18 protein-coding genes are annotated in these 20,454 nt (G+C 41.9%); 12 read left to right on the top strand and 6 right to left on the bottom strand.

The window, feature by feature from the left end:
• The first annotated feature begins 17 nt into the window (after positions 1 to 17).
• The 8 genes from hutC to MMO42_RS16170 all read left to right on the top strand — a co-directional run bounded on the left by hutC (position 18) and on the right by MMO42_RS16170 (position 9,879).
• Entirely contained in the window at positions 18 to 770 is a 753-nt protein-coding gene (gene hutC / locus MMO42_RS16135) for a histidine utilization repressor (RefSeq protein ID WP_005154049.1), read from the top strand.
• A complete protein-coding gene (locus tag MMO42_RS16140) occupies positions 767 to 1,348 on the top strand; it encodes a HutD family protein (RefSeq protein WP_241321309.1) in 582 nt (193 codons plus the stop codon). The genes hutC and MMO42_RS16140 overlap by 4 nt, the downstream gene beginning before the upstream one ends.
• A 238-nt stretch (positions 1,349 to 1,586) precedes the next feature.
• The gene (gene hutU / locus MMO42_RS16145; protein ID WP_004772775.1) at positions 1,587 to 3,263 is read left to right on the top strand and encodes a urocanate hydratase; all 1,677 of its coding nucleotides are present in this window, start codon (positions 1,587 to 1,589) and stop codon (positions 3,261 to 3,263) included.
• An 84-nt stretch (positions 3,264 to 3,347) separates the two neighbouring features.
• Entirely contained in the window at positions 3,348 to 4,886 is a 1,539-nt protein-coding gene (gene hutH / locus MMO42_RS16150) for a histidine ammonia-lyase (RefSeq protein WP_004806245.1), read from the top strand.
• A 64-nt stretch (positions 4,887 to 4,950) separates the two neighbouring features.
• Positions 4,951 to 6,366: an amino acid permease gene (locus MMO42_RS16155; RefSeq protein WP_241321310.1), complete on the top strand. Its 1,416-nt coding sequence runs from the start codon at positions 4,951 to 4,953 to the stop codon at positions 6,364 to 6,366.
• 52 nt (positions 6,367 to 6,418) lie between these two features.
• Positions 6,419 to 7,624 (top strand): imidazolonepropionase, encoded by a 1,206-nt coding sequence (gene hutI, locus MMO42_RS16160; protein ID WP_241321311.1) that lies wholly within the window; start codon positions 6,419 to 6,421, stop codon positions 7,622 to 7,624.
• Positions 7,625 to 7,654: 30 nt separating this feature from the next.
• On the top strand, positions 7,655 to 8,575 hold the full coding sequence (gene hutG, locus MMO42_RS16165) for a formimidoylglutamase (RefSeq protein WP_241321312.1): 921 nt from the start codon (positions 7,655 to 7,657) through the stop codon (positions 8,573 to 8,575).
• Positions 8,576 to 8,607: 32 nt separating this feature from the next.
• Positions 8,608 to 9,879, top strand: coding sequence for a Glu/Leu/Phe/Val dehydrogenase (locus MMO42_RS16170; protein WP_005295144.1), 1,272 nt, complete (start codon positions 8,608 to 8,610; stop codon positions 9,877 to 9,879).
• Positions 9,880 to 9,942: 63 nt separating this feature from the next.
• Here MMO42_RS16170 and MMO42_RS16175 read toward each other — a convergent pair whose 3' ends face one another.
• Positions 9,943 to 10,770 (bottom strand): NAD(P)-dependent oxidoreductase, encoded by an 828-nt coding sequence (locus MMO42_RS16175; RefSeq protein WP_241321313.1) that lies wholly within the window; start codon positions 10,768 to 10,770, stop codon positions 9,943 to 9,945.
• A gap of 36 nt (positions 10,771 to 10,806) precedes the next feature.
• Positions 10,807 to 11,523 carry an enoyl-CoA hydratase/isomerase family protein gene (locus MMO42_RS16180; protein ID WP_241321314.1) on the bottom strand — a complete coding sequence of 239 codons (717 nt, stop codon included), beginning with the start codon at positions 11,521 to 11,523 and terminating at the stop codon, positions 10,807 to 10,809.
• A 118-nt stretch (positions 11,524 to 11,641) separates the two neighbouring features.
• Here MMO42_RS16180 and MMO42_RS16185 point away from each other — a divergent pair, with 118 nt between their 5' ends.
• Complete coding sequence (locus MMO42_RS16185) at positions 11,642 to 12,706, top strand: AraC family transcriptional regulator (RefSeq protein WP_241321315.1); 1,065 nt, start codon at positions 11,642 to 11,644, stop codon at positions 12,704 to 12,706.
• Here MMO42_RS16185 and MMO42_RS16190 read toward each other — a convergent pair.
• The 3 genes from MMO42_RS16190 to MMO42_RS16200 form a co-directional block, all read right to left on the bottom strand.
• Positions 12,703 to 14,115 (bottom strand): PLP-dependent aminotransferase family protein, encoded by a 1,413-nt coding sequence (locus tag MMO42_RS16190; protein WP_241321316.1) that lies wholly within the window; start codon positions 14,113 to 14,115, stop codon positions 12,703 to 12,705. The two genes, MMO42_RS16185 and MMO42_RS16190, sit on opposite strands and share 4 nt — an antisense overlap.
• 190 nt (positions 14,116 to 14,305) lie before the next feature.
• On the bottom strand, positions 14,306 to 15,310 hold the full coding sequence (cydB, locus tag MMO42_RS16195; RefSeq protein WP_241321317.1) for a cytochrome d ubiquinol oxidase subunit II: 1,005 nt from the start codon (positions 15,308 to 15,310) through the stop codon (positions 14,306 to 14,308).
• On the bottom strand, positions 15,303 to 16,748 hold the full coding sequence (locus MMO42_RS16200; protein ID WP_241321318.1) for a cytochrome ubiquinol oxidase subunit I: 1,446 nt from the start codon (positions 16,746 to 16,748) through the stop codon (positions 15,303 to 15,305). The genes cydB and MMO42_RS16200 overlap by 8 nt, the downstream gene beginning before the upstream one ends.
• A 358-nt stretch (positions 16,749 to 17,106) precedes the next feature.
• Here MMO42_RS16200 and MMO42_RS16205 point away from each other — a divergent pair, with 358 nt between their 5' ends.
• Together MMO42_RS16205 and MMO42_RS16210 are read left to right on the top strand one after the other, a co-directional pair.
• Positions 17,107 to 17,925 carry a hypothetical protein gene (locus MMO42_RS16205; RefSeq protein ID WP_241321360.1) on the top strand — a complete coding sequence of 273 codons (819 nt, stop codon included), beginning with the start codon at positions 17,107 to 17,109 and terminating at the stop codon, positions 17,923 to 17,925.
• A gap of 46 nt (positions 17,926 to 17,971) precedes the next feature.
• Positions 17,972 to 18,145: a hypothetical protein gene (locus MMO42_RS16210; RefSeq protein ID WP_241321319.1), complete on the top strand. Its 174-nt coding sequence runs from the start codon at positions 17,972 to 17,974 to the stop codon at positions 18,143 to 18,145.
• A 93-nt stretch (positions 18,146 to 18,238) separates the two neighbouring features.
• Here the strand turns inward: MMO42_RS16210 and MMO42_RS16215 are convergent, their stop codons facing one another.
• Positions 18,239 to 19,243, bottom strand: a complete 1,005-nt coding sequence (locus MMO42_RS16215; protein ID WP_241321320.1) for an AraC family transcriptional regulator — start codon at positions 19,241 to 19,243, stop codon at positions 18,239 to 18,241.
• Between the two features lie 167 nt (positions 19,244 to 19,410).
• On the opposite strand from MMO42_RS16215, the gene MMO42_RS16220 reads away from it, so the two are divergent.
• A complete protein-coding gene (locus MMO42_RS16220) occupies positions 19,411 to 20,412 on the top strand; it encodes a putative solute-binding protein (protein ID WP_241321321.1) in 1,002 nt (333 codons plus the stop codon).
• Positions 20,413 to 20,454: the final 42 nt, after the last annotated feature.

Genomic DNA, 20,454 nt, shown 5'->3' on the forward strand with positions numbered 1-20,454 from the left:
AGTATGAGTTTTAGCCAATGTCAAGAGCGACAAAGCAAAACGATTTAGATTTGTCCTTAGAAGAAGATAGTCCTGTTCCTTTGTATCTGCGTGTGAAACAGATGATTTCACAAAAAATTTATGAGGGTACATGGACCGTTAATAAAAAAATTCCTTCTGAAAGTGAATTGGTCAATTTACTCGGTTGTAGTCGGATGACCGTGAATCGTGCCTTGCGTGAACTCACCAGCGAAGGTTTGTTGGTGCGTATACAAGGTGTCGGTTCTTTTGTTGCAGAAGGACAGGGTCGAACGGCTTTATTCCATGTCAATAATATTGCTGAAGAAATCATTGCCCGGAATCATAAACATCATGCCGAAGTATTGGTACTTGAACAGATTCAGGCCAATGCTGAACAAAGCATGTTGATGCAGATTCGTGAAGGGCAAAAGCTATTTCATTCGATCATTGTGCATTATGAAAATGATGTGCCTGTACAGATTGAGGACCGTTTAGTCGATCCTGTTTTAATTCCTGATTATTTGTCGCAAGACTTTAAATCAATTACGCCAAATGCTTATTTAATGTCTAAAGCACCTGTGACGGAAGGTGAGCATGTGGTGACAGCGATTTTAGCCTCAGCGCAAGAATGTAAATGGCTGAAAATTAATAAGACCGAACCTTGTCTGTTGATTCGTCGCAGAACATGGTCAAATAAACAACTGATTTCCAGTGCGCGATTGATTTATCCAGGTAGCCGTTATTATCTGGAAGGTAAATTTACCCAATGATTAAGCAGTTAAGCAGTGCTGATTATCAACAAATGCTGTGGAAAAATGGTGCAGGTTATACCGTTGAACTGGCGCGTAGTGCTGGTGAAAATCTGGATACCTTTGCTTGGCGTATTTCCATGGCAGATGTCAAAAGCTCAGGTGGTTTTTCCAGATTTAACGGAATGCAGCGTATCTTAACCGTGCTTGAAGGTCATGGCATCGGGCTTAGTATTGATGACAAGCATGAAGCTCTAGCGACTTTGCAATCGGTGCAGTTTAGTGGTGAAAGTGCGACCCGTTGTGAATTGATTGATGGGCCGATTCGGGATTTTAATCTGATTTATGATCCCAAGCAGTTTCATGCGCGTTTGCAGTGGTATTTTGAGCCGACAAAGACTGAGATTTTTAGCTCAGCCGATCTGATTTTTATATTTAATCAGAGTACAGAGCTGTTAGATATTGAAATTGATGGGCAGGTTTTTCAATTGCAGCATCATGAAAGTCTTCACATTGAGCATGAAAAATCACTCAAAAATATTGTTTTGAATCCACAGATTTTAAAGCAAACTTGTCTAATTGAACTGATAAAAATCTAGTTTTCTTATTTTTTTGAGAACACATACAGCCTTAGGTTGTATGTGTTTTTTTATTGTTTATAAAAAATAAATCAATTTATTTCATTGGCTTGTAATTTATTTTCATAAAATATTTGAAAAGCATCTTTTCAATATAAAAGTTTTGTGTAGTATATGGATGTATATACAAGTTAATACATTGCTATACAGTAAAAGCAGATTAATTTGCTGATTCAAACTCAATGGAAGGAGTCCGATTGTGACAACAACGACAACAAAATTTCGTGATGTAGAAATTCGCGCACCGCGTGGTACACAGCTCAATGCCAAAAGTTGGTTAACAGAAGCACCATTGCGTATGTTGATGAATAATCTTGATCCTGATGTTGCAGAAAATCCAAAAGAACTCGTTGTGTACGGTGGTATCGGTCGTGCTGCACGTAACTGGGAATGTTTCGACAAGATCGTTGAAACGCTGAAGAATTTAGAAACTGATGAAACCTTGTTGGTTCAATCTGGTAAGCCAGTGGGCGTATTCAAAACTCATAAAGATGCACCGCGTGTTTTGATTGCAAACTCGAATCTTGTTCCTCATTGGGGAACTTGGGAGCATTTCAATGAATTGGATGCCAAAGGTTTGGCAATGTATGGGCAAATGACAGCAGGTTCTTGGATTTATATTGGTAGCCAAGGCATTGTACAAGGTACTTATGAAACTTTCGTTGAAGCAGGTCGCCAACACTACAACGGCGATTTAACAGGTCGTTGGGTCTTAACGGCTGGTTTAGGTGGTATGGGCGGTGCACAACCTTTGGCTGCAACACTGGCAGGCGCATGTTCATTGAATATTGAATGCCAACAAACCAGTATCGATTTCCGCTTACGTACCCGTTACGTCGACGAGCAAGCAACTGATTTGGATGATGCGTTAGCGCGTATTGAAAAATATACTAAAGAAGGCAAGGCTGTTTCGATTGCACTGCATGGCAATGCTGCTGAGATTTTACCTGAATTGGTTCGCCGTGGTGTACATCCAGATATGGTGACTGACCAAACCAGCGCACATGATCCGTTGAATGGTTATTTACCCATTGGCTGGACATGGGAAGAATACCGTCAACGTGCGAAAACTGAACCAGAAGTCGTGGTGAAAGCAGCTAAACAATCGATGGCGCAACATGTTCAAGCGATGCTGGACTTCCAGAAAATGGGTGTTCCAACTTTCGACTATGGCAATAACATCCGCCAAATGGCGCAAGATGAAGGCGTAGAAAATGCCTTTGATTTCCCCGGCTTCGTTCCTGCCTATATCCGTCCATTGTTCTGTCGCGGTGTTGGTCCATTCCGTTGGGCTGCACTTTCAGGCGATCCAGAAGATATCTATAAGACAGATGCCAAAGTAAAAGAGTTAATCCCAGATGATGAACATTTACATCGCTGGTTGGATATGGCGCGTGAACGCATCAGCTTCCAAGGTTTGCCAGCACGTATTTGCTGGGTGGGTTTAGGTTTACGTGCAAAACTTGGTTTGGCATTTAATGAAATGGTTCGTAGCGGCGAACTTTCAGCACCGATCGTGATTGGTCGTGATCACTTGGATTCAGGTTCAGTCTCTAGTCCTAACCGTGAAACCGAGTCAATGAAAGATGGTTCAGATGCCGTATCAGACTGGCCGTTATTAAATGCCTTGCTCAATACTGCTGGCGGTGCGACTTGGGTGTCATTGCATCACGGTGGTGGTGTAGGTATGGGCTTCTCTCAACATTCAGGCGTGGTAATCGTGTGTGATGGTACCGATGAAGCAGCAGCACGAATTGCACGTGTACTGACCAATGACCCTGCAACAGGGGTAATGCGTCATGCCGATGCGGGTTATGACATCGCGATTGATTGTGCCAAAGAGCAAGGCTTGAACTTGCCAATGATCACACAATAAACAGACAAGGACATTACGATGCTTTTTGCAATTGTGTAAGCAGCATCGTAAGAGAACAATAGAGTGCAAAACAGGACGCCAATAATGGAACTTCTAATTCAACCCGGCAAACTTAGCTTAGCAGATCTCCGCCACGCTTATTTAAATCCAATCAAAGTGAAACTCGATGACAGCGCTTCTGCTGGCATCAATGCAAGTGTTGCTTGTGTCGAACAAATCGTCAATGAAGGCCGTACGGCTTACGGGATCAATACGGGTTTTGGATTACTTGCATCAACTAAAATTGCACCAGAAGACCTAGAGCAATTACAGCGTTCTTTAGTGCTGTCACACGCTGCTGGCGTGGGTGAGCCGCTTGATGATGCGATGGTGCGTCTGATCATGTTGCTTAAAGCAAATAGCTTGGCACGTGGCTTTTCAGGTATTCGCCGTAAAGTGATCGATGCGATTTTGGCGTTGATCAATGCAGAAGTTTATCCACATATTCCATTAAAAGGTTCTGTTGGTGCTTCTGGTGACTTGGCACCGCTCGCACATATGTCTTTGGTGTTATTAGGCGAAAGTAAAGCACGTTATAAAGGTGAATGGTTGCCAGCAGTTGAAGCACTTAAAATTGCAGGTTTAGAACCTATTTCTTTAGCGGCGAAAGAAGGCTTGGCACTGTTAAATGGTACGCAAGTTTCAACCGCTTATGCTTTACGTGGTTTGTTTGAAGCAGAAGATTTATTTGCAGCTGCAACGGTGTGCGGTGGTTTAAGTGTTGAAGCCATGTTGGGTTCACGTGCGCCATTCGATGCTCGTATTCATGAAGTTCGTGGTCAACGTGGTCAAATTGATGTTGCTGCTGCCTATCGTGACTTATTGACTGAATCGAGTGAAATTTCACATTCGCATGAAGATTGCAGCAAGGTTCAAGACCCATACTCACTGCGTTGCCAACCTCAGGTGATGGGGGCGTGCTTGACTCAAATTCGTCAAGCTGCAGAAGTACTAGCGATTGAATCAAATGCCGTGTCGGATAACCCATTGGTGTTTGCAGCAGAAGGTGATGTGATTTCTGGGGGGAATTTCCATGCTGAACCTGTTGCCATGGCAGCGGATAACTTGGCATTGGCCATTGCAGAAATTGGTTCACTGTCTGAACGCCGTATTTCGATGATGATGGACCGTCATATGTCACAGTTGCCGCCATTCTTGGTTGCCAATGGTGGGGTCAATTCAGGCTTCATGATTGCTCAAGTAACAGCCGCTGCGTTAGCAAGTGACAATAAAGCACTTGCACATCCTGCCAGTGTTGATAGTTTACCGACCTCTGCAAATCAGGAAGACCATGTTTCTATGGCACCGAATGCGGGCAAACGTTTGTGGTACATGGCTGACAACGTTCGCGGCATTCTTGCAGTTGAGTGGTTAGGTGCATGTCAGGGTCTTGATTTCCGTGAAGGTTTGAAGAGTTCTCCAAAACTTGAGCGCGCGCGTAAAGTGCTGCGTGACCAAGTGCCTTATTACAGTGAAGATCGTTTCTTTGCGCCCGATATCGAGCAGGCGAGTGAACTGCTTGCAAGTGGCTGCCTGAACGAATTACTCATTCCACAGCTATTACCGAGTTTGTCTGAAGTGTGATCAATAAAACGGTCACATGGAGTGGCCGAATCTAACTAAATTTCCTCAAGGATTGGAGATTATAATGTCACAACACTCCACATTACAGCGGGGGTTAAACACCCGCCATATTCGTTTTTTGGCATTGGGTTCAGCCATTGGGACAGGACTCTTTTACGGTTCGGCAACTGCCATCAAAATGGCAGGTCCGTCCGTATTACTCGCATATATCGTTGCAGGGATTGCAATTTATATCGTGATGCGTGCGCTTGGTGAAATGGCTGTACATAATCCAGTGTCGGGTTCATTCAGCCATTATGCCTCGCAATATATTGGTCCACTCGCAGGATTTACGACGGGTTGGACTTATGTGTTTGAGATGATCATCGTTGCGTTGGCAGATGTGACGGCTTTTGGGATTTATATGGGATTCTGGTATCCCGATGTGCCACGCTGGATCTGGATTTTGTCGTTGATCATGTTCTTGGGTGCAATCAACCTGATTCACGTCAAAGTCTTTGGTGAACTGGAATTCTGGCTTTCAATTGTCAAAGTCACTGCGATTGTGGCCATGATTGTCGGTGGTTTAGGCCTGATGTTCTATGGTTTCCATGCTGACCACAGTGGTTTTACCACAGGCATTCAAAATTTATGGATTCATGATGGCTTTATGCCAAATGGGATTGCAGGTTTAGTTGCATGTTTATCTGTGGTGGTATTTGCTTTTGGTGGTATTGAAATTATTGGGATCACTGCGGGTGAGTCTAAAGACCCGAAAACGTCGATTCCTAAAGCGATTAATGCAGTACCGGTACGTATCTTGTTGTTCTATGTCATGACGATTTTTGTACTGATGTCGATTTTCCCATGGAATCAAATTGGTAGCCAAGGTAGCCCATTTGTACAAATCTTTGAAAATCTAGGCATTAAGTCTGCCGCTACTGTTTTAAATATCGTGGTAATTACTGCGGCCATTTCTGCAATCAATAGTGATGTATTTGGTGCGGGTCGTATGCTTTACGGCATGTCGAGTCGTGGACAAGCACCTCAAGTGTTCCAAAAAATCTCTAAAAATGGTGTGCCTTGGATGACTGTTGTGGTGATGGCAGGTGTATTGATGATCGGTGTGGTGTTGAACTACATGATCCCAGAAAATGTGTTCATCATCATTGCTTCAATCGCAACATTCGCAACAGTTTGGGTGTGGCTCATGATTTTGCTTTCTCAAGTTGCGATGCGTCGCAAATTGTCTAAAGCGGAGATTAAAGAGCTAGATTTTCCTGTGATTGGTTGGCCATATGCACCTGCATTTGCAATCGCATTCATGCTGTTTATTTTGGCCATGATGGGATATTTCCCAGACTCACGCCCTGCGATTTATGTCGGTGCAACATGGTTAATTTTACTTTGGATTGCTTATACCATTTGGGTCAAACCGAAGCAAAACACAGTCAAAGAAAATCAAACTATGCAGCATCAAAATATCGAAATGGAAAGCTAATGATCAAACTGCTCAGGTGTAAGCCATGCCTGAGCAGTGAGAGGAACTTTGAATGAAAAAGCTTTGGAAAAACTGTCATATCGCCACCATGCAAGATGGACAGTACTCCAGTATTGAGAATGCTGGAATTGTTACTATGGGACAGCATATTCACTGGATTGGAGCATTTAAAGACCTTCCTGCCGATGCTTATGCTGAAACCATTGATCTGAATGGAGCATGGGTCACACCGGGTTTGATTGATTGTCATACCCACAGTGTATTTGGTGGCAACCGAAGTGTTGAGTTTGAAAAACGCTTGCAAGGTGTTAGCTATGCTGAAATTGCAGCGAGCGGTGGTGGCATTGCCAGTACGGTTCGTGCCACCCGCGAAGCCAGTGAAGAACAGTTATTGGCTTCGGCATTGAAACGCGTTCGTTGTTTGCTTCAAGATGGTGTCACCACCATTGAAATTAAGTCTGGTTATGGCTTGGACTATGTCAATGAACGTAAAATGCTGCGTGTGATTCGTCAAATTGCAGACATCTTGCCAATAACAGTACGCAGTACTTGTTTGGCTGCCCATGCTTTACCGCCTGAGTATAAGGATCAAAGCGATGCTTATATCGAGCATATCTGCAATGAAATGCTGCCAAAATTACACCAAGAAGGTCTGGTCGATGCTGTCGATGCATTTTGTGAATATTTGGCCTTTTCTCCTGCTCAAGTTGAACGTCTATTTAAAACTGCCCAGTCTTTAAATCTACCCATTAAACTGCATGCTGAACAATTGTCTTCACTTGGCGGTTCAAGCTTGGCTGCGCGTTATCAAGCCTTATCGGCAGATCATTTAGAGTTTATGACTGAAGATGATGTGAAGGCAATGGCGGCGGCTGGAACGGTGGCGGTGTTATTGCCTGGCGCATTTTATTTTCTGAGAGAAACCAAATACCCACCGTTAGAAAGTTTGCAGCAACATGGGGTGCGGATTGCCTTATCCAGTGATTTAAATCCAGGAACTTCACCAGCTTTATCTTTACGCTTAATGATGAATATGGGCAGTACCTTATTCCGTTTAACCCCTGAGCAAACCTTAGCAGGTGTGACGACTCATGCAGCGCATGCACTGGGCTTACAAGATACTCACGGGACCTTGGAGACAGGTAAAGTTGCTGACTTTATTGCGTGGGATATCGAGCATCCTTCTGAGATTGTCTATTGGTTGGGTGGAGATTTGTCAAAGCGAATTATTCGGCATGGCAATGAAATATCAATCTAGTTTTAGACTTATTTAAAAAGAGTTTGCAGGATGAATCATTCATTTACATGGCAGGGACGTAAAGATGGCGAGGGTGCTGCACATCTGCGCATTCATCAAGTCATCAATACTAGTCCACGTGCGGATTACGCCTTAATTGGTTTTAGTTCCGATGAAGGTGTAAAGCGCAATAAAGGACGCTTGGGTGCAGCAGATGCTCCCGACAGCATTCGGGCGCAATTGGCCAATTTACCTGTACATCAACCCATCACGATCACAGACATTGGTACCGTGGTCTGTGACGGTTCAAAACTAGAACAGGCACAGGCTGAGTTGGCAGAACAGGTGGAAAGAAGCTTAAAACAGGGGATGAAACCCATTGTTTTAGGTGGTGGCCATGAAGTGGCGTTTGGTAGCTTCTCTGGCTTGTTCCAATATCTACAAAATAATGAACCGGATAAGAAGATCGGTATCATCAATTTTGATGCGCATTTCGACCTGCGTGAAGCGGAACAAGTGACATCAGGGACACCATTTTTAAATGCTGCAAAATTGTCTGAACAGCATCAGCAAGCATTTCATTATTTGTGTATTGGTGTAGCGAAACATTCAAATACTAAGGTTTTATTTGAAACCGCAGATCGACTGAACTGTACTTATATTTTTGACCATGAATTACAGCAACAAAATGTTGAAAATTTAATCGAAAAAATCACAGCTTTTATCGGAAAAGTTGACTATTTGTATATTACAGTTGATCTTGATGTATTTAGTGCTAGCATTGCGCCAGGTGTAAGCGCACCTGCGGTAAAAGGAATTGATTTATCAGTCTTTGACCCATTACTAGAGGCCATTAAGGAAACCGGAAAGATTAAAGTTTTTGATGTGGCGGAATGTAATCCACGGTTTGATTTGGATAGTAGAACTGCCAAATTGGCCGCTTATATAATTTTTAACTACATATTTGATTGATGGATCATGTGAATTCATCAAAAGGTTAAAACATGTCTAATTTATCTTATGTCTCTCAAAATGACGGTCCATGGGCAACTTACCTTGAACAGATCGAGCGTGTTGCTCCATATCTAGAAGGTTTAGAAGATTATGTGGACACATTGAAGCGCCCAAAACGTGCTTTGATCGTTGACGTGCCAATTGTTATGGACGATGGCACAATTCGTCATTTTGAAGGTTATCGTGTGCAACACAACTTGTCACGTGGTCCGGGTAAAGGCGGTATTCGCTATCACCCAGATGTAGATTTAAATGAAGTAATGGCACTTTCAGCATGGATGACAATTAAGACTGCGGTGGTAAATCTACCATTCGGCGGTGCAAAAGGTGGTATCCGTGTTGACCCGCGTCAACTTTCTCCACGTGAATTAGAACGCTTAACACGTCGTTATACCAGTGAAATCAGCCATATTATTGGCCCACAAAAAGATATCCCTGCACCAGACGTGGGTACCAATCCAAACGTCATGGGTTGGATCATGGATACTTATTCATCTGGTCAAGGTCATACTGTTACAGGTGTAGTAACTGGTAAACCAGTCCATTTAGGTGGCTCTTTAGGTCGTATTAAAGCAACAGGTCGTGGTGTATTTATCACGGGTCAACAAGTTGCTGAAAAAATCAAATTACCTTTAGACGGCGCTAAAGTTGCGGTTCAAGGTTTTGGTAACGTAGGTAGCGAAGCTGCTTATTTATTTGTTGAGTCAAAAGCTAAAATCGTAACCATCCAAGATCACACAGGTACGATTTACAACCCTGAAGGGATCGATGTTGCTGCATTAAAAACACATATGCAAACTCACCAAGGTGTAGGCGGTTTTGCTGGTGCACAAGTGATCAGTGATGAAGAGTTTTGGAATGTAGAGATGGATATTCTGATCCCTGCTGCATTGGAAAGCCAAATCACAGTTGAACGTGCGCAAAAGTTAACTGCCAAGTTAGTACTTGAAGGTGCCAACGGTCCAACTTTCCCAGAAGCGGATGATGTACTTGTTCAACGTGGTATCACTGTTGTACCTGACGTCATCTGTAATGCGGGTGGTGTAACTGTATCTTACTTCGAATGGGTTCAAGATATGTCGAGCTACTTCTGGTCTGAAGAAGAAATTAACGAAAGACTGGATAAGTTAATGATTCAAGCCATTAATGATGTATGGCATAAATCAAGCGAAAAAGAATGTACCTTACGTACTGCTGCCTTCATTTTAGGCTGTGAGCGTATCTTAAAAGCACGTAAAGAGCGCGGTATTTTCCCGGGTTAATTTTCTTTGCTTTTGAAACGACCTTAAGACTGATGTTTTAAGGTCGTTTTTTTTATGCTTTATTTAATCTAAGAAGAAATCTTTTTGCAGTTGGCGATTACCTGCAATACAAGCATATTGAGCAAAATCAGTGATACCCATACGCGCCAAAGCTTGTTCATCCGTCAGGCTTTGTCCAGTAAGTTCACCTTTGGCTGTGCTATAAATGGCAAAAGCTGCATCTGCCATGATTTCCGGTTTTCGGCTGAGCTGTTGTGTATTTTCTTCACCTAAATTTTTTGAAACCGCAGCTGTTGCGATGTAAGTTTCAGGCCAGAGGGTATTACAGGAAATACCATATTGACGGAATTCTTCCGCCATGCCTAAAGTCAAAATCGTCATCCCGTATTTAGACAGGGCATAAGGCGAGAGCATGCCTAACCATTTTGGCGACATATTCACAGGAGGTGATAAGCTTAAGATATGTGGATGCTCAGCCTGTTTCAAAAAAGGGAGAGCAGCTTGTGCGCAGATAAAAGTGGAACGATGATTAATACTTTGAATCAGATCATACTGTTTTAAGGAGGTTGCTTCTACGCCTGTTAGGGCAATGGCACCTGCATTATTAATCAGTACATCAATACCACCAAAGTTCTTGGCTGCTTGTTGCATGGCAGCATGAATCTGTTGTTCGTCTCTTACATCAAGCAATAATGGCAATGCTTTACCACCTGCGGCTTCAATCTCTTCCGCCACGCTATAAATCGTACCTGTTAATTTAGCCGTTTCGACTTCGGTTTTAGCTGCAATGATAACGTTGGCACCCGCATGTGCTGCTTTAATTGCAATTGCTCTGCCGATTCCTCGACTGCCACCCGTAATAAAAATAGTTTTTCCTTGCATATTTTTCATGAAGACTGCCTATATTTAATTTTTATAAAAGTTGAGTTAAACCATAAAGGGATGTGCAAATTTTTCAGGATTGTACAGTTGACGCTGTTTCGCAATGTCGACGATACGATGGCGTAACTGGCGTTTAATCACAGCATAGGTTAAACGATGCTTTTGAGACATGTCTTCCGCAAATTTAAAGACTTCGGAATGCAATGATTCTACGGGATGAATTTGATTGACTACTTGCGTCTCTAAACATTCAACCGCTGTCATTGATTTGCCCGTCAATGACATTTCCCAGATCGTATGTTGATTGGGAAGTAATTGCACAATTTCTGCAATCGCATCGGTAAAGGGAATGGTTAGTTTAACTTCGGGAAAGCAAAAGCGTCCTTTGTCTGCACGCATAAATCGAAAATCGCAACCCGATGCTAAAATTGCACCACCAGCATAGGCATTGCCATTAATTTCAGCGATGACAGGCAAGTTGAGCAAGGCCAAACGCAACAGCATATTTTCTAGTTGTAGGGTAAAGGCTTTCTTATCCTCTATGGATTGCTGCATTAGCCATGCTAAATCCAAGCCATTGCAAAACGTTTTTGGATGGTCACTTTGAATGACCAAACATGCATTGTGTTGATGACTTTCAATTTCATTAAATACTTCAATATACTCATTCAGTACATCTTGATTTAAGACATTTTCCTGATCGCCATTGGTTAATGTAAGAACATAAATGGACTGCTGTTGATCAAGCTTCATGGTTGCCATTTAAGTACATCCTCATTGTGCCATTGTTTATTATTGAAGCTATTATTTCGAATAAAACACTCGCACAATAGGTGTGGCTATGCCATATTGATGATCATTTTAGGACAGGATGTCTGTGATGCGAGATCCATTTGGGTTGTTTCAGGAAACCATCTCCGTATCTTATGCACATATTTTATTAGAAATTGTGTATAACTATGGTGTTGATACTCAAAGTATTTTCAATGGTACTGGTCTTGACTCGGTTGAAATAAAAAAGACTGATGCCAAAATGAGTGCGCATCAATGGTCGAAACTGGTCGTCAATGCCTTACGCTTGACAGGCAATCCACGGCTTGGGATTGAATATGGTTTTAAATTACGTCCAACTTCGCATGGTCCTTTAGGATTTGCATTTCTCAGCTGTACAGATGTAGAAACTGCTTTAAGCCTTTGCCAGCAGTATTTTTGTACGCGGATACAGAATTTCACGCCAGAATGGTACATCGATGACGACTTCGTCTATGTTTATCTGGATGATGTACATCCAGTGAAATTGGGTGATGCAGAACAATCGGATCAATTAAGGCATTTCCTATTAGAAAGTCTGTTATTTGGTGCGATTCATTTTCTGACTTTGTTTTCTGGACGTATTGCCGAAAACTGTGAGGTATTTGTGGATTGGGCGGGCGCCCAGAATTATAAAAAAATTGATTTATCTCAGGTCAAGATTCAATTTAATCAAGCACGCAATGGTTTACGCTTTCCAAAACAATATCTGCATTGTAAAAATCCAAACGCAGACCAAGTCGCTTTTCAGCAAGCAGTACTTTATTGTGAAAATGACAAGCTCAAATTAGTGAAAGAGGGTGCTCGTGATTTGCAAAAAAGTATTCGATCTGAATTGTTATATCACTCAAGCAATGCTTATCCAACGTTGTCTGTGATTGCCCAACGCTTGAATATGTCTGAGCGAACCATCAAACGGCATTTACAGGCGCAAGGAACGACCTTTTTACAGATTTTGGCGGAGGTTCGGTTTAATCAAGCGAAGAAATTACTGCAACAGCAGCAATACAGCATCCAAGATATTGCTGGTTTGGTCGGTTACGAAGAAGCCACCAATTTTATTCGCGCCTTTAAAAAGACTTTTGGGGAAACACCGAGCCAGTATCGGAAAAGGTGTTTAACTCAAGTCGATTAATCCGACGCAGCATGCTGAACAGTTTGAATAAACGATTCCAGTGAATGCTGAATCTGATCGGTCCATTCAAAAGAGCAATTCATACGAATAAAATGCTGATGTGAAGGCAGTACATTAAATAACGGGCTTGGTGCAACGCCTACCTGTTGCTGAATCAGTTGTTCATAAACCTGCATGCTGCTGACTTTGTCAGGGAGCTGAATCCATAGAAAATAACCACTTGGGTAATTATACACTTTGCAGTCTTGGGGTAGATGCTGCTTGAGATAGTGGAAAAACTGTTTCTTATTCTTTTCCAAAGCACGTCTGAGTGTTCTTAAATGTTTTTCATAATGATGATGTGATAAAAACTCAACCAGCGCATTCTGAATCAGCGCATTGGCTGAAATGGTACTCATCAATTGTAGATGTTGAATATGTTCTGAAAATTTACCTGCATACACCCAACCCATACGGAAACCCGAGCCTAAGGTTTTAGAAAAAGAAGAGCAGTGCAGTACCAGATTTTGTTGATCAAAATACTTCATTGGCAGCGGTTTTTGATTGCCATAAAACAATTCTTCATAGACATCATCTTCGATTAAATGAATCTGATGCTCATGCAGGAGCTTGGCAATTTTATATTTGATCTCATCACTGACCGTAAAGCCAATCGGGTTATGCGCATTCAGCATAAACCAACACACTTTGATCGGATAGTTTTTGATGACTTGCTCAAAGGCTTCGATATCGAAACCATGTTGCGGGTGCTCAGGAATCGTAATAACCTTTAAGCCCAAACGCTCAGCAGCCTGCCAGGCACCATAGAAAATGGTTTGCTGCAATAAAATATAATCGCCTGGTTGGGTAATCGCTTGCAGCGAAAGATTGAGAGCCTCTAGGCCACCAGATGTAATGACAATGTCATCTGCATCTGTTGGAATCCCTTGCATACAATAGCGTTGCGCAATTAAATTTCTAAGTGCCAAATTACCTGGTGGTAGATTAGAAGTTTGGTCATAACTATGTCGATTACGGGAAAGTTGCCCCATGATCTGAATCAGCTTGGGTGGATAGAGCAATTGGCTATCGGGAAAAGCAGAGCCTAGTGGACTGACTTGTTTGGATTGAATTGATTTAAGATATTTAAAAACCAACGAGTTGATTTCAATTTTCGGATTTAAAGAGACCACCGAATAGGCTTGTGGAATCTGGATGTTATTTTGCTCAGCCACAAAATAACCTGACTTTTCTTTAGAATAAATCAAACCTTGCGCTTCCAGTTCTTGGTAAGCGTTCATCACGGTAATTAAGCTAAAACCTGACCTTTGTACCTGCTCACGTAAAGAAGGAAGCTTGGTATGTGGTTTCCATGACCCATTTTCAATGAGAAGTTTCAGGTTATGTGCTAATTGTTCTGATTTATACATAAGGTATAGTGAATCCGTTTAGATGGAATAACTTAAGCCAAGCTATTCCATCCATCATTTAATAAGCAAACATCAATAACAGCCTAAATAGGCCAGCAATGATAGCGAGTGCAAAAAAACCAACTAACCATAAGATTATAAACCATTGAGTTTGGCTTAAATGCAGAGATTTTATTTTCATGCAAAGCTCCTAGTGATAGCCTTCATCACCGACACGGACCTTATCTCGAAATACCCAGTAGGAAACAATGGTATAGGCAATGATAATCGGGATTAGAATCACAGCACCCACAAGCGCGAATTTCTGACTGGAATGCGGTGCTGCCGCTTCCCAAATTGTGACTGAGGGTGGAATGATATTCGGCCACAGGCTGATCACAAAACCTGTGAAAGCCAAGAATACCAAGGCCAAGGTATAGATAAAAGGCTTAAAGTCTTGACGTGTTTTGCAGGCTTGAAGAATCAACGCCGTAAATAACAACACCAAAATAGGCACAGGACTAAAATACAGCAGATTTGGTAGAGCAAACCAACGAGCTGCGATTTCAGGATGTGTTAGTGGGGTATACAGACTGACACCTGCAAATACCACAAACAGAAGTATGATCAGCTTCGGCATCAAACGGTACATTTTGTCCTGTAGCTCATGATCGGTTTTCATAATCAGCCAGCCACAACCCAATGCTGCATACATGGCCACTACACCAAGCCCTGTAAAGAGTGCGAAAGGTGTTAACCAATCTAGACTTGAGCCTGAGAAAATGCCATTGGTGGTTTGAATGCCCTGAATATAAGCACCCAGAATCACACCTTGTAAGAAACTAGAGAGAATTGAACCCCAAATAAAGGCTTGATCCCATAAATGTTTGGTTCGATTGGCTTTAAAGCGAAACTCAAAGGCAACGCCACGGAAAATCAGTGCAATCACCATCAAGGTAATCGGCATGTACAACGCTGAAAGGACGGTTGAATAGACCAACGGAAAAGCTGCGAACAAGCCAGCACCACCGAGGACCATCCAAGTTTCATTACCATCCCAGACAGGTGCAACGGTGTTCATCATCACATCACGTTCTTCGCTGTTTTTAATGAAGGGAAATAGAATTCCAATACCGAGATCGAAACCATCCAGAATGACATAAATCAATACGCCAAGTCCGATAATACCAACCCAAATCAGAGAGAGATCAATCATGGTGTTTCTCCTTATTTGGATTTTGTGTATCAATAGTTTCATCAACCGCGCTTAAAGGACGCATCGGTGTTTTGAAATGTCCATGACCTGCGGGTTCAAGATCAATCGCTTCGATAAACTCAGGGCCTTTTTTCAGTAGCTTTAACATGTAATAAATACCGCTACCGAATACGATGCTATATACCACCACAAAGATAATTAAGCTGATACCCACTTGGTCGGCTGTGACGGTCTGTGATAAACCATCTTTGGTCCGCATCACGCCATAAATCACCCAAGGTTGGCGACCGACTTCAGTTGTCACCCAACCTGCAAGTAGCGCGATATAACCTGTTGGCCCCATCACAAAAGCGAATTTATGGAACCAAGATGAACCATAAAGCTTGCCTTTTTTACGTAACCATAATGCGATGAAAGAGAGTAGTACCATTAACATGCCCAGACCCACCATGACACGGAAGCTCCAAAACACAATGGTGGCATTGGGTCGGTCTTCAGGTGCAAAGTCCTTTAAGCCTGTAACTTTGCCTTCCATAGAATGGGTGAGAATCATACTGCCGAGATGAGGTATTCCGACCTCATAGAGATTTTCTTCTTTGTCCATGTTCGGAATGGCAAACAGCAGCAGTGGCATGCCTTCATTGTGGTTGGTTTCCCAATGACCTTCAATGGCTGCAAGTTTTGCTGGTTGGTGTTGCAAGGTATTTAAACCATGATTATCACCGATCACCACTTGCAGACATGAGGTGACCAACACCATCCAAAGTCCCATTGAAAATGATTTTTTGACCAGTTCATCACGACGGCCTTTAATTAAGTGCCATGCGGCAGTCCCAACGACAAGTAGAGAAGACACTAAAAAAGCAGCGGCTGCCATATGTGCAAAACGATAAGGGAAGGATGGGTTAAAGACGATGGCCCACCAATCTGTTGGAATAATAATGCCATTTTCAATCGTAAAGCCTTGTGGTGTCTGCATCCAGCTATTTGAGGATAGAATCCAGAACATGGAAATACAGGTGCCGATGGCAACCATCAACGTGGCAAAGAAGTGCGCTTTGGGACTGACACGTCCCCAACCAAACAACATGATGCCAAGGAATCCAGCTTCCAAGAAGAAGGCACTTAAGACCTCATAAGTAAGTAAGGGACCTGTAACGCTTCCTGCAATACGGGAAAATTCACTCCAGTTGGTTCCAAACTGATAGCTCATCACCACGCCTGAAACCACGCCCATTCCAAAGGCAACAGCAAAGATCTTGATCCAGAACTTAAATAAATCTTTATAAATCGGGTTTTGAGTACGCAGCCATTTCCACTCCAGCATGGTAAGAAAACAGGCCAAGCCGATAGAAGTGGCTGGAAAGATAATGTGAAATGACACAGTAAAGGCAAACTGTATTCGAGCTAATTCTAAAGCAGTGAGACCGAGATCCATATATCCTCTCCTATAACAGACCAGAGCAGTCGCTAGGAAAATGTGAAAGAATGGACTTAAACGATTGAAAATAAGCAGAACCTGAGAAAACCGTTACTTGAATATTTAAAAGCGCTTTAAGTTTTATTTATCATCCATTCTTCTGCTGTATATGAGTAGATACAATTTCTTCTTGTTTTTTTATAACAGATACGAGATGGATAAATGATCTGTTATATTTTTTTAGCGAAACTCTGTAGCTATTCAGTTGTTTGTACCTCATTCAAAATAACATACGTAACGATGCAGTGTGTTAAATCTTGATCAAGCATTGTAAGTCGTTTGAATGACAATAATTCTGATTGAATGGCGTATGACTATGTTTGTAACCAAAGAACTTAATGCGATGACTCAGCTTTTTCAAAGCAGAGAACCTTCGCAATCAGTACAAGAACAGTTACGGCTTGAATATGTGAATCTTGAAGCAACCTTATTGCGCGGTAAAGTTTTAAGAGACTTTTCAAAAGAAAAAGTTGCCTATATTGCACAAGCACCAATTGCTGAAAATGATAATAATCTGGGCTATTTATTTGCACCATTTATTATCGCCAATCTGAATCAGCCTGTGATTTATACAACACCAATTGCTGCACCAGTATTATCGATTTTGAATACATATTTTCAGGCCGAGAAAAGTGTCAACTTAAAAATTGAAGATGTTATTCATAGTTTAAAACTGTATATCGATTTGGTGGATGGTCCAAAAAGCGAGGAAGATTTTTTGTTCCGGAGCTTGGTCAAAGCCTTATGTCGGACTGATGTTTCGCATCTTTTCTTGATTACCCATTTGGCTGTCAATCATGAGCAACTGCAAACGCTTGAAGATTATTTTGCTGTGAAAATTCTTGTTATTGAGGCAGATCAATCTCCAAGCAAGATCACTGCTGACAATATAAATACCCGCAAATTGTTATTTAAAAACAAAGATGAATGGCACAAAAATGTGTGTACTTTATTTTCCAGTCTCAATGCAAACCTTATTGCGAATATTGGGCACTTTAACCAAGCACAAGCGGCTCATTTAATTGAAGATATGTTCTATTCAGAGCATATTTTTGAAAAGTTATCGGTTTATGCCGAATACATGCAAACCCGTATCCAGAATGGCGCGAGTTTTAAGGCTTTATCCATGGTGTAGATCATATCGAATTGAATTTTAGTATTTGAAAATAGGAGTAGAGCTTATGTCTCAAGAGCAATCAAAATTTCCTTATCTTGCTGTTGGAATCAGTATTTTACTTGGTTGTTTGTTTTTGGTGTTTTTCTTTTTGGCGGTGAGTAATCAGCCAGATTATATGCCATCACAACAAAAGCAGAATGCAGCGCAAGTACAGACAGCTGCTCAGCCAACTAAATAAGTTTTTGGTCGAATGCAGTACATTTTTTCTCTCTTACTGGTGATCCGAGCACTCACCAGTAAGTTTTTTTAATATTTAGATCACATTATACAATTAATAACGCCGTGGTGAGGTTCCCGTCCAACGTTTAAAAGCGCGCGAGAAGTTTTTGGTATTGGTATAGCCCAAATGGCTTGCAATATTTTCAAGTGATAAATTGGGATTTTTAAGGAGTTGAATGGCTTTTTCACATCTGACTTTATCAACCAGTTCTCGAAAATTTGTTCCTTCACTTTCCAGTTTTCGCTGTAGGGCGCGTTCAGACATTTGAACTTTCTTTAAGATTTCTGTTAATGGGCTTATTCCCATGGCTTCATCATAGATCAGGTCTTGTAGCGTGCTATTAAAGCTATTTTGTTTTAATAACTTACGCAACTGAGACTTGCATTCTTCACGTGCCAGACGTTCAGCAATGGCATCAGAATGCAGTAATGGAAGATCCAATATTTCTTTTTTAAATTCTAAACGAGTTGCAGCACGATTAAATCGGACTTCACCGGGAATTAAGGGTAGAAATTGATCAAAATAATCGGGTTTACTAAATTGAACATCAGCGAAACCTGTTAGTGCTTGCCCTGAGATGTTTTTACCCATCTGTGCAAATCCGAGGAGTAGCGCAATTTGAATGACTTCATCCAGATAATAGGCTTCGGTCTGTTCAAATAAGATAATCGCATGCTCATCCACGACATTGAGCTTGATGGTGTGGATACTGGATTGGAGTGAAATAAACTCCTGCGCAATATTGAGTGCTTGCTTTACATCTTTTGCGAGCATAGCTGCCATCCCCATCAAGCCATGACAGGTAATGGTCATTTGCATGCCCAGATAAAAACCGAATTCGAGTGCAGGGACTTGGGTCAGCTCCAGTGCACGCCTCAGAATGCCCATCACAATTTTGGCATCGGCTCTCCATAAAGGTTGTACCAATTGTTCTTGGGTCAAGCCTGAGCCGCTGAGTAGCTCATCCGCTGAAATATCCCAACGCGATACCACATCAACCATGAGCGCAATATAAGTGCCAGGAACTGTTCTTTCTAATGCTTTGTTTGAGGGCATAACCTTGATCGTCGGAAAATGATACCAAAATGGCGTGCTAGGAACTATTACAACATTTTTTTTTATTTAAAAATAGGCGCATCCGCACTTTGGCAGGTGATTGATGTTTCAGCATTCACTGCGAATCAAAGTGTTCAGATCGTTTAAAAATAGTACTAGGATCCGTAATGAAAAAAGGAATTTTGATTACAGTCTTTCTCACTGCATTTTCAACTACAACACGAGCAGAAGCTGATATCTGCGTGTTTGATTTACTTGGTAAGGCCGGAGAGTCTTACAAAATCGTAGAAGAATGGGCTTTGGCTGCAAAAGCTTGGAATGCAGATTTAAATCTTATTCCGTATCAAGACGAAGCCAAAGCACAAAATGACTTTGAAGCTGGGAAATGTGATGGGGTATCCATGACATCAATGCGAGCACGTAAATACAATAAATTTGCTGGATCGATTGATGCATTAGGCGCAATCACCAGTAATTCGATTGCCCAAAAAGCCATTACCTATGTATTGGATCCGCGTAATAAACACCGTCTGGTAACACGTATCAATGATGATGAGTTTGAAGTGGCGGCTATCGCTCAGATTGGTTTGGCTTATGTCTTTGTGAGAGACAAAACCATCAATACCATTGAAAAGGGTAAAGGTAAGAAGTTTGCCTATTTACATTATGACCAAGCCCAAAAAATGATTGTCGATCGACTGGAATTGGTAGGTGTCCCTTCTGAAATTTCCGATTTTGCGAAGAAATTTAATAACAAGCAAGTCGATGTGATTGCAGCGCCTGCCTACGCTTATAGACCATTAGAAATTGCGAAGGGTTTAGGGAGTAATGGGGCGATGTTTAATTTTCCAGTGATTAATTTAACTGGCGACATCATTATCCGTCCTGGCAAATTTCCAGCGGGCTTTGGTTTGAAATCACGTGCTTGGGCGACCAAGCAACTACCCAAAAACTTTGCCACGATTGCACGGTTGGAAGCTGAAATCCCTGTGAAATATAAACAAAGTCTGTCCAATGAAGATAAGCGTCGTTACCAACAAATGCTACGCGATGGACGAATTGAGTTAACCAAATTGGGTGTTTATGACCCTGTCATGATGGGTGTGCTCAAGCGAGCACGATGTACGGTAGAACGCACCAATTTTGAGTGTTCATTGAGTGGTGAATAGCACAGTAATGCACTGAGCTTATTCAAAGATTAAAGATGTGAT

It is taken from the genome of Acinetobacter sp. ANC 3882, from assembly GCF_022549545.1.
Taxonomy (GTDB): domain Bacteria; phylum Pseudomonadota; class Gammaproteobacteria; order Pseudomonadales; family Moraxellaceae; genus Acinetobacter.